Origin of the sequence: Achromobacter spanius, from assembly GCF_002966795.1 — a bacterium.
Lineage (GTDB): Bacteria > Pseudomonadota > Gammaproteobacteria > Burkholderiales > Burkholderiaceae_B > Achromobacter > Achromobacter spanius_D.
This window is the reverse complement of the sequence record NZ_CP023270.1, coordinates 5987875-6002718: the sequence shown is the minus strand read 5'-3', so window position 1 is coordinate 6002718 and position 14844 is coordinate 5987875. Positions and strand designations below refer to the sequence as shown.

Below are 14844 nucleotides of genomic sequence, written 5' to 3'. Positions count from 1 at the left end.
TCGAGCACGACCCGTCGGCGTCCCTGCAGAAGCCGCCGCGCGAGCAGTCGCGGTGGCTGATGGGGCTGGCCCGGTCGGCGCGGTTTCCGCTCATTTTTGCGGGCGCCGCGCCGCTGGTAAGCGGCGTCTTGCTGGTCGTGCAGGCCTGGCTGCTGGCCAGGGTGCTCGATTCGGCGATCGTCGGCCAGGTGCCGCGGCATGAACTGATTGGCGGCATCGCCGCCATCGCGGGGCTGATGCTGCTGCGGGCGTGCATCACGTGGGCCGGCGAACGCGCCGGCGCGGATGCGTCCGAGCGCATCAAGCGCCACGTGCGCCAGTCCCTGTTCCAGCGGCTGGTGCAAAAAGGTCCTTACTGGAGCCGCGGCAAGGCCTCGGGTGAACTGGCGAGCGCGGTGGTCGACCAGGTGGAGGCGCTGGATGGCTTTTTTGCCAAGTACCTGCCCGCGATGGCCGCGGCCGCGATGCTGCCCGTCGCCTTCTCGGTAGTGCTGTTGCCGGTTGACGTGATCGCCGGCCTGGTGCTGTTGATCACCGCGCCGCTGATTCCGCTGTTCATGGCGCTGGTGGGGTGGGGCGCGCAAGGCGCCAGCCGCCGCCACCTGCGCGCCTTTGCCCGTCTGTCGGGTTTTTTCGCTGACCGGCTGCGTGGGCTTTCCACGCTGAAACTGTATGGGCGCGCGCAGGCCGAGGCGCAGTCCGTCGTGGCGGCCAGCGATGCGCTGCGCCAGCGGACGATGTCGGTGCTGCGCATCGCGTTCCTGTCCTCGGCCGTGCTGGAATTCTTCGCCGCGCTGGGCGTCGCGGGCGTTGCGGTCTACATCGGCCTGACCTACCTGGGATTCCTGGATGTGCGCTGGTCGCCGCTGACCTTGCAGGCCGGGCTCTTCTGCCTGCTGATGGCGCCCGAGGTCTATGCCCCGCTGCGCCAGTTTGCGGCCCACTATCACGATCGCGCGACGGCGCTTGCCGCCGTGACGCAGATCGCCGTGCTCTTCGATGGCCTGCCGCAAGCCGAAGCCGAGGACACGTCCGCATTGCGCGGCCGCCCTGCGCACGCCGGCCAGGGCGCTGCGGTCGCCATCGGCGGTCTGCGCGTCGAGGCGCCGGGCCGTGGCCAGCCGGTGCTGGCGGATGCCGCTTTTGATCTGGCGCCGGGCGAGCACGTGGCGCTGATGGGACCCAGCGGCGTCGGCAAATCCACGCTCATCGAGGCTATCGCGCGCCTGCGGCCGGCGGACGGTGATATTCGCATCGATGGCTTGCCCCTGGGGCAATGGGATGAGGCCGCCTTGCGCCAGCGCGTGGCGCTGATCGGCCAGCGGCCGCAGTTGCTGGCCAGTACCATCGCCGACAACATCCGGCTGGGGCAGCCCGGCGCCACGGATGCGCAAGTGCAGGACGCCGCGCGCCGCGCCTGCGTGCTGGAGTTCACGCAGGACCTGCCGCAAGGCCTGGACACTGCGCTGGGCAGCCGCGGCCACGGTCTGTCTGGCGGTCAGGCACAGCGCGTGGCGCTGGCCCGCCTGTTCCTGCGCGACCCCGGCCTGATTCTGCTGGACGAACCCACCGCCCATCTGGACGAAGCAACGCAGGCCCGGGTGCTGGACGAGATCCTGCAGTTTTCCGCGGGCCGCACCCTGGTGCTGGCGACGCACTCGCCCGCGGTGGCCGCACGTTTCGGCCGCGTGGCGCGCGTCGCCAACGGCACGGTAATTGACGCATGAAGAACCTGTTGTTGCTCCTGCCCCTGTACGCGCGCCGAAAAGGCGGGCTTTTGCTCGCATTGTTCTGCGCGCTGGCCACCGTTGCCGCAGGCGTGGGTCTGCTGGGCGTGTCGGGCTGGTTCCTGACCGGGGCGTTCCTGGCTGGCGCAGGCAGCGTCTTCAACCTGTTCGCGCCTTCCGCGCTGGTGCGCGGGCTGTCGTTCCTGCGCATCGTGTCGCGCTACGCCGACCGCGTGGTCGGGCATGCCGCCACCTTGCGTCTGCTGGCGGATCTGCGCGCCATGGTGTTCGCGGCGCTGATCCGGCTGACGCCGCGCCAGTTGGCGCGTTATCGCAGCGGCGACCTGGTCGCGCGGATGACGAACGACGTCGATGCGCTGGATACCGTCTTTCTGTTTGTGCTGGCGCCGCTGGCCACCGCAATCCTCGCCGGCGCGGTGCTCACCGCCGTGCTGGGGCAATGGGTGCCCGCCGCGGCGCTGATCTTTGCGCTGGCGCTGCTGACGGCGTGCGTGGTGGTGCCGTTGTGGCTGTTGCGCGCGGCGCGCAAGCCTGGCGTGGCAGCACAGGAAAGCGCGGCAGGGCTGCGCGCCGCCACGCTGGACGCGGTGGACGGCCACGCGGACATGGTCGCGCTGCATGCGCAGGACCAGACGTTGGCGCACTTCGAGCGCCTGTGCGAAGCCAGCGCCCTGGCGCGGCGCAGTCAGGCGCGGGTGGCCGTGCGCGGGCAATGGTTTCTGCAGGTGGCCGCGGGCGTCGCGGTGATGGGGCTGCTGTGGTTCGGTCTGGCCGAGCACGAGGCGGGGCGGATCGAAGGCCCCGTCCTGGCCGGCCTGCTGCTGGCCGTCATCGGCATCTTCGAGGTCGCGGGCCCCATCATGCGCGGTGCTTCCCGCATGGGATCCGCGATGTCGGCGGCTGCGCGCATCCGAGAGATCACGCAATGCGACCCCGACATGCAGGACCCGGCCGTGCCGCGCCCGCTGCCCAATCACGGCGCGCTGGAACTGGAAGGCGTGCGCTTTGCCTACCCGGCCCGCGCGGCCGGCGATTGTGCGCCGGTGCTGCAGGACATCAATCTGCGCATCGAACCGGGTGAACGTGTGGCGATCGTGGGTGCAAGCGGCGCGGGCAAGTCCACGCTGCTGCATCTGATCCTCAGGCTGGAGGATCCGCAAGGTGGACGCGTCCGGTTCGGCGGTTGCGATGCGCGCGAATGCGCGCAGGCGGACTGGCATCGGCGGATCGTCCTGCTGTCGCAGGATGCGCCCGTGTTCCTGGGCACGCTGCGCACCAATCTGTTGATCGGCGATGCCACTGCCGACGATGCCGCCTTGTGGCGCGCCCTGGACGCGGCAAGGCTTGGCGAATTCGTGCGCGGCCTGCCCGACGGCCTGGATACCTGGGCGGGCGAAACCGGCTCGCAGTTGTCGGCCGGACAGGCGCGGCGTTTGTGTCTGGCCAGAGCCTTGCTGGCGCCCGCCGCGGTCATCGTGCTGGACGAGCCGACGGCGGGACTGGACGCCGCGGCCGAAGCTGCGTTCTTCGCGGACCTGGAGCAGGCGGTGCGCGGGCGCACCGTTGTGCTGGCCACACATGCGGCGTTGCCCGAAGGCGCGGTGCATCGTTGCCATGTGTTGCGTGATGGGCAATTGCATGACATGTCATCGCGCGCGGCAATCCTGGCTTAAGCGCGGCGGCGCGGTTATAGTTCGCCTTGCTTCAATTCTTCAGGGCCGTATCCATGCAGACCGACAACGCCGAGTTCATCCGGCGCACCATCCGCAGCGTTCCGGACTGGCCCCAACCCGGTGTCACGTTCCGCGACATCACGCCGGTGCTGCAGGACCCCCGTGCGTTCCGTGTCCTGATCGATCTCTTCGTCTATCGCTACATGCGCCAGCGCCTGGATCTGGTGGCGGGCGTGGACGCGCGCGGCTTCATCGTGGGCAGCGTGCTGGCTTATGAACTGAATCTGGGGTTCGTGCCCGTGCGCAAGAAGGGCAAGCTGCCCTATCGAACGGTGGCCGAGGAATACTCGCTGGAATACGGCAACGCCGCCGTCGAGATGCACACCGATTCGGTCCGCACGGGCCAGCGCGTCCTGCTGGTGGACGACCTGATCGCCACCGGCGGCACCATCCTCGCGGCCATCAAGCTGCTGCAGCGCCTGGGCGCCAACGTAGTGGAAGCCGCCGCCATCATCGACCTGCCGGATCTCGGCGGTTCCGCCAAGGTGGCCGCCACCGGCACGCCGCTCTACACGGTCTGTCAGTACGGCGCGGACACGACGCCGTAGTCCGTGCCGGCTTGACGGTACCGCAGCGCGGTGCCGTCCTTCGGCGCGTTCCGCGTGCTATGCGTCCGACAGGCGAGGCTGGATGAAGTCCAGGAACGCCTTTGTCTTGGCGGGCAGCATGCGCGAAGGCAGCAGCGCAAACAAGGGCAGGGGAGTCAGGCTCCATTCCGGCAACACGCGCACCAGGCCCGTCTGCTTGATGGCGCGCTCCATCGCATCAAACACCAGCAGCGGCGTGATGCCCAGCCCTTGGCCGGCCAATCGCCCCAGCATCCCGACGTTATTGGCCGACAGACGGCCAGACACTTGCACACGCTCGACCTTGTCGCCCGAATGAAGCATCCAGAAGGATGACTCCTCGCGCATGGTCGGGCGCAGGCATTCGTGGTGCGTCAGGTCCGCCGGCACGCGCGGCTCGCCGTGCCGGGCCAGGTATTCCGGCGACGCATAAAGCTGGTGCGCCATCAGCACGATCTTGCGCGAGATGAGGCTGGAATCGGGCTGTTGCCCAAAGCGCAGGATCAGGTCGAACGGATTGCTGATGGGATCGATCGGGCGCATGCTCAGGTCGAAGTCGCACTCGATGTCGGGATGCTGCTCGCGGAACTCGCGGATCACGGCGGGCAGGAACAATTGCGCAAGACTGGTGGGCAGCGAGATTCGCAGACGGCCCTTGGGCTGCACGGCCATGTCCAGCAATTGGTCATGGGCGATGCGCGCCTCTTCGACGATGTGCCGGCAGCGTTCGAAATAAATGGCGCCCGCTTCGGTCAGATCGATCTTGCGGGTGCTGCGATTGAGCAGCCGCATGCCGACGCTGCGTTCCAGCTCGCTGACGCGGCGCGACAGCGTGGAGGTCGGGATATTCAGGGCTTCGGCGGCGTGGCTGAAGTTCTTGCGCTTGGCGACCTCGACGAATAGCGCGATGTCGTTAAGCTGGATGTCCATGAATGCCCTCGAGACTCAAATTTCCATTTCTGGCAGATTCGTATCATAAATGGAATTATTGTCCCGCCAGTAGAAATGTCTATTTCTCCACCTTGCACAACAGTGCCCATGCGTGGCGCGTTGCGATTGCGTTACCTAGCTTGCGGGAAACTGAATGGCGGCAAGGGCCTTCGCCATAGTGCATGAGTCGGCATGGCGCTTCATGCGCGGCGCCCATCACGGATACGACTTGCAATTGTCCCATCCGTGCAAATATGTTCACCAAATTAAGGGTTTTTACTAAGCGCTAATAACCAGATACTTCGTCCCAGCAATCAAATTGTCATATCGAATGCCGCCAACCCGGCGCAAGACGATGTGCAACGTTTAGGATGGAGTCATCAAAATGAAAGCCCTAGCAACCGCACTCATGGTTACCGCTACCCTAGTCGGCATGTCCGCCGCTCACGCCGATGGCAAGACGCGTGAACAGGTTCAGCAGGAACTGCAAGCCGCCAAGGCCGCAGGCACCGTCACGTTTGGCGAGCTGGACTATCCGCCCGCCGTCGCTCAGACCACCAGCCTGTCGCGCGAACAGGTGCAGCAGGAACTGCAAAGCGCCAAGGCCGCAGGCCAGGTGACGAGCGCCGAACTGGATTACCCGCCCAAGACCGTGGCGCAGACCGCCGGCAAGAGCCGTGCAGAAGTCCGCCAGGAACTGGCCGACGCCAAGGCGCGCGGCGAATACACGTTTGGCGAGCTGGACTACCCGCCCAAGGGCCGCTGAGTTCCAGCACTGGCGCGCCGCGCCGCCCGGCAGGTCGCCGAAAGAACCCCTTGTGACGCCGAGGGGTTTTTTTGTGCCCCGCGTTTTTATCCCTGCCGAAACAGTGTGGCGTTTACGCCGCAAAACTATTCCGCCCGCACTACATATGTTGCCGGCAGGAAGGACAAGGAAAGCTGCATCCAATCTTGCGATGCTGTGATGCGAGCAATGATTCATATTTGAGATCAAGGCCTTAGCAAGCGTTTTGGATCAAGGCGGGGCTTCAGCTTCGCGTCATTATCCCAACCATGGAAAGTAGTTCGTCGAAATCCGGGTTACTACGAACTGCTACAAGCCGGACACTACGCCCAGTGCATCGCCGCTCGATTGAACGTTGCGGCATGCGAGGGCCCGCGGTGTTTGGCGGCGCCCCGCAATGCGCCTTTCATCTCGCCATTTTGGGGATTCAAATGAAGAAGACGTTTTTGGCCGTCGCGTTGCTGACCGGCTTTGCCGGCGCCGCGCAGGCCGCTGATTCCGTGACGCTGTACGGCTTGATCGACGCTGGTCTCGGTTACGAAAAAGTGAAGTTCAAGGGCAACTCGCAGAGCCGCATCGGTGCGGTTCAGGGCGTGAGCAGCGGTTCGCGCTTTGGTCTGCGCGGCACGGAAGATCTGGGCGACGGCCTGCGCGCCGTGTTCACGCTGGAAGGCGGCTTCGGTCCCCTGAACGGCAACTCGCTGCAGAACGACCGCCTGTTCGGCCGCCAAGCAACGGTGGGCCTGGACAGCGATTCGTGGGGCCGTCTGGAATTCGGCCGTCAGACGAACCTGGCGTCGAAGTACTTCGGCTCGATCGACCCGTTCTCGATCAGCTACAACAACGCCAACATGGGTACGACGTTCGGCAGCGCCAACACGATGCGCCTGGACAACATGGTCCTGTATCAAACCCCCAGCCTGGGTGGTTTGAAGGTCGGCCTCGGCTACGCGTTCAGCGCGGACGACACCGTCGCCGATACGACGCAGAAGGGCTTCGCCACGGGCAACAACAACCGCGTGATCACCGCCGGTGTGCAGTACGTCAACGGCCCGCTGAACCTGGCGGCTGCCTATGACCGTTTCAACCCGTCCAACGACCGCGTTGGCGGCAAGGACGCGGCGCGCATCCAGGAATACATCGTCGGCGGTTCGTACGACTTTGAAGTCGTGAAGGTTGCGGCTGCGTTCGGCCAGACCCGTGACGGCTGGTTCGTCGGACAGAACATGGGCACCACGCCCGACGGCATGAACAAGCTGGGTTCGTTCAAGCTGGCTGATGGTTTCCGCGCCAACTCGTACATGATCGGCGCCACCGTGCCGCTGGGCCGCCACGCCGTGTTCGGTTCGTGGCAGCGCGCCACCGCCAGCAACGACAAGCTGACGGGCGACGACGCGACGTTCAACGTGTACAGCCTTGGCTACACGTACGACTTCACCAAGCGCACGAACCTGTACGCGTACGCCTCGTATGGCGACAACTACGCGTTCCAGCACGACGCGACCGACACGGCTGTCGCCGTCGGCCTGCGCCACCGTTTCTAAGCAACAGGACGTCCGGCTGAACCTTGCTGAATGTGCGGGCCATTCTCCGTGGCCCGCTGAGTGACAGCGAACCCCCCCTAGATCGGGTTCAGCCGGGCGCGCCTCGCGCACAGAAGGGAAGGGCCTCCGCAAGGAGGCCCTCTCGCATTCAGGACAGCTGAATCCCGCGCGCTACAGGAAAAGCTTGTACGCCGGGTTGTCGGTTTCGTTCCAATGCGGATAGCCCAGTTCCGCGACGAAGTTGCGGAATTGCTTCTTGTCCGCCGGCGGCACCTGGATGCCGATCAGGATGCGGCCATAGTCCGCGCCCTGGTTGCGGTAATGGAACAGGCTGATGTTCCAGTCGGGATTCATCGCGTTCAGAAAGCGCATCAGCGCGCCCGGCCGCTCGGGGAACTCAAAGCGGTACAGCAGTTCGTTGCGCGCCAGCGCCGAGCGGCCGCCCACCATGTGCCGCAGGTGGGTCTTGGCCATTTCGTCGTGGGTCAGGTCCAGCGTGTCGAACCCGTGGCGGCGGAAGTTCGCCGCGATCTTGTCGGGTTCCGCGGCGGAAGAGACCTGGATGCCGACGAACACGTGGGCACGGTCCGCGTCCGAGATGCGGTAGTTGAATTCGGTGACGCTGCGTTCGCCGACCAATTCGCAGAAGCGGCGAAAGCTCCCGCGCTGCTCGGGCATGGTGACGGCGAAAACGGCTTCGCGCATTTCGCCGACCTCGGCGCGTTCGGACACGAAGCGCAGCCGGTCGAAGTTCATGTTGGCGCCGCAGGCAATGGCCACGAGTGTCTTGTTCTTCAGGTGGTGTTCGGCCGCGTATTGCTTGGCGCCCGCCACGGCCATCGCGCCAGCCGGCTCCAGCACGCTGCGCGTGTCCTGGAACACGTCCTTGATGGCGGCGCAGATGGCATCGGTGTTGACCACCACGTAATCGTCCACGTACTTGCGCGCCAGCTTGAAAGTTTCGGCGCCCACCATCTTGACCGCCGTGCCGTCCGAGAACAGGCCCACGTCGTTCAATTGAACGCGCCGGCCCGCGCGCACGCTGCGCAGCATGGCATCGGAGTCCTCGGTCTGCACGCCGATGATCTTGATCTCGGGGCGCAGCTGCTTGATGTAGGCCGCCACGCCGGCGATGAGCCCGCCGCCGCCGATCGCCACGAAGATCGCGTCGATGTGGCCGGGATGCTGGCGCAGGATTTCCATGCCGACGGTGCCCTGGCCGGCGATCACGTCGGGATCGTCGAACGGATGGACGAAGGTCAGCTTCTCTTTCTTTTCCAGCACCTGCGCATGCGCGTAGGCGTCCGAAAAGCTTTCGCCGGCCAGCACGACCTCGCCGCCCAGGCGGCGCACGGCGTCGATCTTGACCTGCGGGCTGGTCGTGGGCATGACGATCACCGCGCGGCAGCCCAGGCGGGCGGCCGCCAGGGCGACGCCCTGCGCGTGGTTGCCGGCCGAAGCCGCGATGACGCCGCGATTGCGCGCCGCCGGGGCAAGGTTGGCCATCTTGTTGTAGGCGCCACGCAGCTTGAAGCTGAACACCGCCTGCGTATCCTCGCGCTTGAGCAGCATCGTGTTCGACATCCGCTGCGACAGCAGGGGCGCTGCCTCGAGCGGGGATTCGACCGCGACGTCGTAAACCTTGGAAGTCAGGATGCGTTTCAGATAATCAGTGGACATGGACCGCGCGACAGGGCAAGAGTGGGGACTGGCCTGGATTATTGCAGGGAAATGCGTGTCGCCTTCCGGGTTTGCCGCGGCTACACTGCCGCAACCATGGAAGAAAGTCTCTTATCCGCAGTTCATTGGCTCTTGGGGGTGCTGGCGCTGCCCTCCGTGGGCCTGTCGGCCATCTTCACCGTTTCGCTCGTGTCCGCGACGCTGCTGCCGCTGGGTTCCGAGCCGGCGGTGTTCGGCTACATCAAGCTTTCGCCGGACATGTTCTGGCCTGCCATCCTGGTGGCCACCGCAGGCAATACCGTGGGCGGGGCCATCAGCTACGCCATGGGCCTGGGCGCCGAGAAGGCGGTCGAGCGCTGGAAGGAGAAACACCCCCATCCGCATCCCGATGCGACCGAAGGCGGCCGCATGCGCGGACGCTGGAACGAGCGCGCCCATGACTGGCTGCACCGGATGGGACCGCCCGCGCTGCTGTTGTCCTGGCTGCCTGCCGTGGGCGATCCCCTGTGCGCGGTTGCCGGCTGGCTGCGCCTGTCGTTCTGGCCCTGCGTTTTCTACATGGCCATCGGCAAATTCATGCGCTATCTGTTCATGACCGCCGGGCTGCTCTGGTTTTTTCCCGGGAAAATCTAGCCCTGACGGCGGTCTTAAACGGGGACGATACATGACGTCCCCGCCACGCTTTTGGACGCCTTGCCAGACTAATTAGGGGTCAAGTCGGGACAATGGCATAAAATACTTTTTTAAGGGCCCCCTTCTTGCCGCCATGAACGCCCCACTCGCCAGCCACATCTTGAACGGGGCGATGCCGCCCGCCGCACCCGCGCGATTGCGCGAAATCCCCTACAACTACACGTCGTTTTCCGACCGCGAAATCGTGGGCCGGTTATTGGGTGAAGACGCCTGGAGCCTGCTGAGCGACCTGCGCGGCGAACGGCGCACCGGCCGTTCGGCCCGGATGCTGTACGAAGTGCTGGGCGATATCTGGGTCGTGCGCCGCAATCCGTATCTGCAGGACGACCTGCTCGACAATCCCAAGCGCCGCAAGCAGCTCATCGAAGCGCTGCATCACCGCCTGGGCGAAATCGACAAGCGCCGCGACCCCAGCGCGCCGGCTGAAGCCGGCCATGATCCGCATCGCGACGAAAAGGTCGTCGGTCTGCTGGCCCGCGCGCGTTCTGCCATCGCGGCCTTTGAAGGCGAATTCGACCAGACCGCCATGATGCGCAAGCAGGCGCAAAAGGTGCTGGGCCGCATCACGGCGCGCGACAACATCAAGTTCGACGGCCTGTCGCGCGTGTCGCACGTGACGGACGCGACCGACTGGCGTGTGGAGTATCCCTTCGTCGTGCTGACGCCCGACTCCGAGGACGAGATCGCCGCGCTGGTCACCGCCTGTATTGAATTGGGCCTGACCATCGTCCCGCGCGGCGGCGGCACCGGATACACCGGCGGCGCCATCCCGCTGACCTGGAAGTCGGCGGTCATCAATACCGAAAAATTCGACAAGCTGGGCAAGGTCGAGTCCTGTATTTTGCCCGGGCTCACCGAGCCCGTGGCGGTCATCCATGCCGGCGCCGGCGTCGTCACCAAACGCGTGTCCGAGGCGGCCGAGGCGGCCGGCTTCGTGTTCGCCGTGGACCCGACATCCGCCGAAGCCTCGTGCGTGGGCGGCAACATCGCCATGAACGCCGGCGGCAAGAAGGCCGTGCTGTGGGGCACCGCGCTGGACAACCTGGCCTGGTGGCGCATGGTCGATCCGGACGGCAACTGGCTGGAAGTCACGCGCCTGGACCACAACATGGGCAAGATCCATGATGTGGAGCTGGCCCGTTTCGAGCTCAAGTGGTTCGACGGCAAGGGCAAGCCCGGCGAACGCCTGCTCAAGACCGAAACGCTGGAAATCCATGGCCGCGTCTTCCGCAAGGAAGGCCTGGGCAAGGACGTCACCGACAAGTTCCTGGCGGGCCTGCCCGGTATCCAGAAGGAAGGCTGCGACGGCCTGATCACGTCGGCGCGCTGGGTGCTGCACCGCATGCCGCGCCACACGCGCACGGTCTGTATGGAATTCTTCGGGCAGGCGCGAGACGCCATCCCGTCGATCGTCGAGGTCAAGGGTTACCTGGACGGCGAAGGCAAGGCGCGCGGCGCCATCCTGGCCGGCCTGGAGCACCTGGACGAACGCTACCTGCGCGCGGTCGGCTACGCCACCAAGAGCAAGCGCGGCGTGCTGCCCAAGATGGTCCTGATCGGCGACATCGTCGGCGACGACGACGATGCGGTGGCCGCGGCCGCCAGCGAAGTCGTGCGCCTGGCCAACACGCGCCACGGCGAGGGCTTTGTCGCCGTCAGCCCCGAGGCGCGCAAGAAATTCTGGCTGGACCGCTCGCGCACCGCCGCGATCGCGCGGCACACCAACGCCTTCAAGATCAACGAAGACGTCGTGATCCCGCTGCCCCGCATGGGCGAATACACGGATCACATCGAGCGCATCAACATCGAACTGTCGACCAGCAACAAGCTCAAGCTGCTGGGCGAGCTGGATGCCTACCTGTGCACGCCGCTGCCGGTCGGCAAGATCGACGACGCCGACATTGAAACCACCCGCGCCGAGGTGCTGGCCGAGCGCACGCGCCAGGCAATCGAATTGATCGCCGCCACGCGCCAGCGCTGGCAGTGGCTGCTGGACAATCTGGACCTGCCGCTGGGCGACGCGCTGCCGCAGCTCGAAGGCCTTGGCCTGGGCGAGCTTCACGCCACGCTGACCGCACGCCTGGCCGCACAACCCGCCGCCCGCGTCTTCGACGTGGTGCAGGACCGCACCATCCGCGTCTCCTGGAAGACCGAAGTGCTGGCCGGCCTGCAGCGCGCCTTCTCGGGCGCGGCCTACAAGAAGATCGTCGACGAGCTCGTCGCCATCCATGGCCGCGTGCTCAAGAGCCGCGTGTTCGTCGCGCTGCACATGCACGCCGGCGACGGCAACGTGCACACCAACATTCCCGTCAACTCGGACGACTACGGAATGCTGGGCGAGGCCCATGCCGCCGTCGAACGCATCATGCAGATCGCGCGCGACCTGGACGGCGTGATTTCGGGCGAGCACGGCATCGGCCTGACGAAGTACGAATTCCTGACCGAAGCCGAACTGGCCCCGTTCCAGGACTACAAGCGGCGCGTGGATCCCAACGGTCACTTCAACGCCGGCAAGCTCATGCCCGGCGCGGACCTGCGCCATGCCTGGACGCCCAGCTTCAACCTGATGGGCCACGAGTCGCTGATCATGCAGCAGAGCGACATCGGCGCCATCTCGGAGTCCATCAAGGACTGCCTGCGCTGCGGCAAGTGCAAACCTGTGTGCGCCACCCACGTGCCGCGCGCGAACCTCTTGTATTCGCCCCGCAACAAGATCCTGGCGACGTCGCTGCTGGTCGAGGCCTTCCTGTACGAAGAACAGACCCGGCGCGGTGTGAGTCTCAAGCACTGGGAAGAGTTCGAGGACGTGGCCGACCACTGCACCGTCTGCCACAAGTGCTACAACCCCTGTCCGGTCGATATCGACTTCGGCGACGTGTCGATGAACATGCGCGCCGTGCTGCGCCGCATGGGCCGCAAGTCGTTCAATCCGGGCACGGCCAGCGCCATGTTCTTCCTGAACGCCAAGGACCCGGCCACCATCAACGCCACCCGCAAGGCGATGGTGGGCGTGGGCTACAAGGTGCAGCGCGCCGCGCACGACCTGTTCTCGGGTCTGGTCAAGAAGCAGACCGCCAAGCCGCCGGCCACGGTGGGCAAGCCGCCGCTGCGCGAGCAGGTGGTGCACTTCGTGAACAAGAAGATGCCGGGCGGACTGCCCAAGCAGGCCGCGCGCAAGCTGCTGGACATTGAAGACGCGAACTACGTGCCGATCATCCGCGACCCGAAGGCCACGACGGCCGACACGGAAGCGGTGTTCTATTTCCCGGGCTGCGGTTCCGAACGCCTGTTCTCGCAGGTCGGCCTGGCGACGCAGGCGATGCTGTGGCACGCGGGCGTGCAGACCGTGCTGCCGCCGGGTTACCTGTGCTGCGGCTATCCCCAGCGCGGCAACGGCATGACCGACAAGGCCGAGCAGATCATCACCGACAACCGGGTGCTGTTCCACCGCGTGGCCAACACGCTGAACTACCTGGACATCAAGACCGTGGTGGTCAGTTGCGGCACCTGCTACGACCAGCTTGCCGGGTATGAATTCGAAAAGATCTTCCCGGGCTGCCGGCTGATCGACATCCACGAATACCTGCTGGAAAAGGGCATCAAGCTGGAAGGGGCCAAGGGCGTGCGCTACATGTACCACGACCCCTGCCACACGCCGATGAAGCTGCAGGAACCCATGAAGACGGTGCGCGCGCTGGTGGGCGATGGCGCGGTCAAGAGCGACCGCTGCTGCGGCGAGTCCGGCACGCTGGCGGTCAGCCGTCCCGACATCTCGACGCAGGTGCGCTTTCGCAAGCAGGAAGAACTGCTCAAGGGCGACGCCGCGATGCGCAGCGACGGCTTCACGGGCGATGTGAAGGTCCTGACTTCGTGCCCGTCGTGCCTGCAGGGCTTGTCGCGCTACGAGGGCGACACCAAGATGGAAGCCGACTACATCGTGGTCGAGATGGCTCGCCACATCCTGGGTGAAGGCTGGATGGAAGACTACGTGCGCCGCGCCAATGCGGGCGGGATCGAACGGGTGTTGGTGTAGGCGTCAGCACGCGCCAAACAGAAACCGCGGCCAGTGATGGCCGCGGTTTTTTTTGTGGCCGACGCCCCTCTTGAAACCGAAAAAAGCCGATCCCATACTCGGGGTTGAAGCGATCAGACGTGCGGTCGCGTTGTGGCGATTGCGGCGCGTCTGTATCGGTCCCTTTTTTCGTTCGAGGAGACCTTCATGAGCAACTTTCCTTTCAACGATAGCGGCTTTGCCAGCGCGTTCGACGCGATTCAGGAGCACATGGGCCGCGTGCTGCGCAATGCCGGCGTACCTGCTGCCTTGCGTGCCACGCCGCAGGCGTACTTTCCGCCCGTCAACGTCGGCGTGTCGGGCGATTCCATTGAAGTCGTCGCCTTCATTCCCGGGATGGATCCTGAAGGCCTGAACGTGTCGATCGAGAAGCGCCTTCTGACCATCAGTGGCGAACGCAAGCCGCAGGAGCTTCCCGAAGGCGCCCGCTATTACGCGCGCGAACGCACGCAGGGCCGCTATACGCGCATCATCGAGCTGCCCGCCGACGCGGATCCGGACAACGTGCAGGCGCGATACACGGACGGCTGCCTGGCCATTTCCATCAAGCGCCGCGAATCGGCCAAGCCGCGCACCGTGACCGTGCAGTGACCCGCCAACGCAACCGCATAGGAGTATCGATCATGAATGAACGCAAAGACCTGACCGTGCCCGCCGAAGCGGCCGTTTCTGAGAAGCGCGACGGGCGCGGCGTGACCGTGCCGGCCGTGGATATCTTCGAGGACAAGGAGGGCATCACGCTGCTGGCGGACCTGCCCGGCGTGTCCAAGGAAGCGCTGCGCATCAACGTCGAGTCCGACGTGCTGCAAATCGAAGGCGAAGCCTCGGTCGAGACGCCCGGCGATCTGCGGCTCGTGCTGGGCGAAATGCGTGCGCCGCTCTTTCGCCGGTCGTTCCGGTTGGGACAGGAGTTCGACCGCGCGCAGATCAGCGCCAGCCTGAAGCAGGGCCTTCTGACGCTGCGCATCCCGCGCGTGCGTGAGGCACAGCCCCGGCAGATTCCGGTCGTGGCGGGATGAATCGGGCGTCAGGACGCCAATAGTCGCTGACCCAGGTGTCAGACACCCGGTGAGATGCCGCTGCAAGCTGACGAC

At 65.5% G+C, this 14844-nt stretch carries 11 protein-coding genes; 9 read left to right on the top strand and 2 right to left on the bottom strand.

The genetic code is table 11. The features are described from left to right. The first annotated feature begins 59 nt into the window (after positions 1 to 59). The 3 genes from cydD to CLM73_RS27190 are packed head-to-tail and all read left to right on the top strand — an operon-like array spanning position 60 to position 4029. Positions 60 to 1727, top strand: coding sequence for a thiol reductant ABC exporter subunit CydD (gene cydD / locus CLM73_RS27200; RefSeq protein ID WP_234015936.1), 1668 nt, complete (start codon positions 60 to 62; stop codon positions 1725 to 1727). Beyond that, a complete protein-coding gene (cydC, locus tag CLM73_RS27195; RefSeq protein WP_105241083.1) occupies positions 1724 to 3421 on the top strand; it encodes a thiol reductant ABC exporter subunit CydC in 1698 nt (565 codons plus the stop codon). Before cydD ends, cydC begins: the two co-directional genes overlap by 4 nt. 53 nt (positions 3422 to 3474) lie before the next feature. Beyond that, positions 3475 to 4029, top strand: coding sequence for an adenine phosphoribosyltransferase (locus tag CLM73_RS27190; RefSeq protein ID WP_105241082.1), 555 nt, complete (start codon positions 3475 to 3477; stop codon positions 4027 to 4029). A 57-nt stretch (positions 4030 to 4086) separates the two neighbouring features. Here CLM73_RS27190 and CLM73_RS27185 read toward each other — a convergent pair whose 3' ends face one another. After that, entirely contained in the window at positions 4087 to 4977 is an 891-nt protein-coding gene (locus CLM73_RS27185; protein WP_056319627.1) for a LysR family transcriptional regulator, read from the bottom strand. A 385-nt stretch (positions 4978 to 5362) separates the two neighbouring features. Here CLM73_RS27185 and CLM73_RS27180 point away from each other — a divergent pair, with 385 nt between their 5' ends. Then, positions 5363 to 5743, top strand: coding sequence for a DUF4148 domain-containing protein (locus CLM73_RS27180; RefSeq protein WP_105241081.1), 381 nt, complete (start codon positions 5363 to 5365; stop codon positions 5741 to 5743). Between the two features lie 449 nt (positions 5744 to 6192). Further along, positions 6193 to 7305 (top strand): porin, encoded by a 1113-nt coding sequence (locus CLM73_RS27175; protein ID WP_105241080.1) that lies wholly within the window; start codon positions 6193 to 6195, stop codon positions 7303 to 7305. A 171-nt stretch (positions 7306 to 7476) separates the two neighbouring features. On the opposite strand, the gene ilvA is transcribed toward CLM73_RS27175, so the two are convergent. After that, positions 7477 to 8985, bottom strand: coding sequence for a threonine ammonia-lyase, biosynthetic (ilvA, locus tag CLM73_RS27170; protein WP_105241079.1), 1509 nt, complete (start codon positions 8983 to 8985; stop codon positions 7477 to 7479). Between the two features lie 96 nt (positions 8986 to 9081). On the opposite strand from ilvA, the gene CLM73_RS27165 reads away from it, so the two are divergent. From CLM73_RS27165 to CLM73_RS27150, 4 genes are all read left to right on the top strand, one after another. Then, a complete protein-coding gene (locus CLM73_RS27165; protein WP_105241078.1) occupies positions 9082 to 9618 on the top strand; it encodes a YqaA family protein in 537 nt (178 codons plus the stop codon). A 133-nt stretch (positions 9619 to 9751) separates the two neighbouring features. Then, entirely contained in the window at positions 9752 to 13711 is a 3960-nt protein-coding gene (locus CLM73_RS27160; protein WP_105241077.1) for a DUF3683 domain-containing protein, read from the top strand. A gap of 186 nt (positions 13712 to 13897) precedes the next feature. Then, a complete protein-coding gene (locus CLM73_RS27155) occupies positions 13898 to 14341 on the top strand; it encodes an Hsp20/alpha crystallin family protein (RefSeq protein WP_105241076.1) in 444 nt (147 codons plus the stop codon). 32 nt (positions 14342 to 14373) lie between these two features. Further along, entirely contained in the window at positions 14374 to 14769 is a 396-nt protein-coding gene (locus CLM73_RS27150; protein WP_105241075.1) for an Hsp20/alpha crystallin family protein, read from the top strand. Positions 14770 to 14844: the final 75 nt, after the last annotated feature.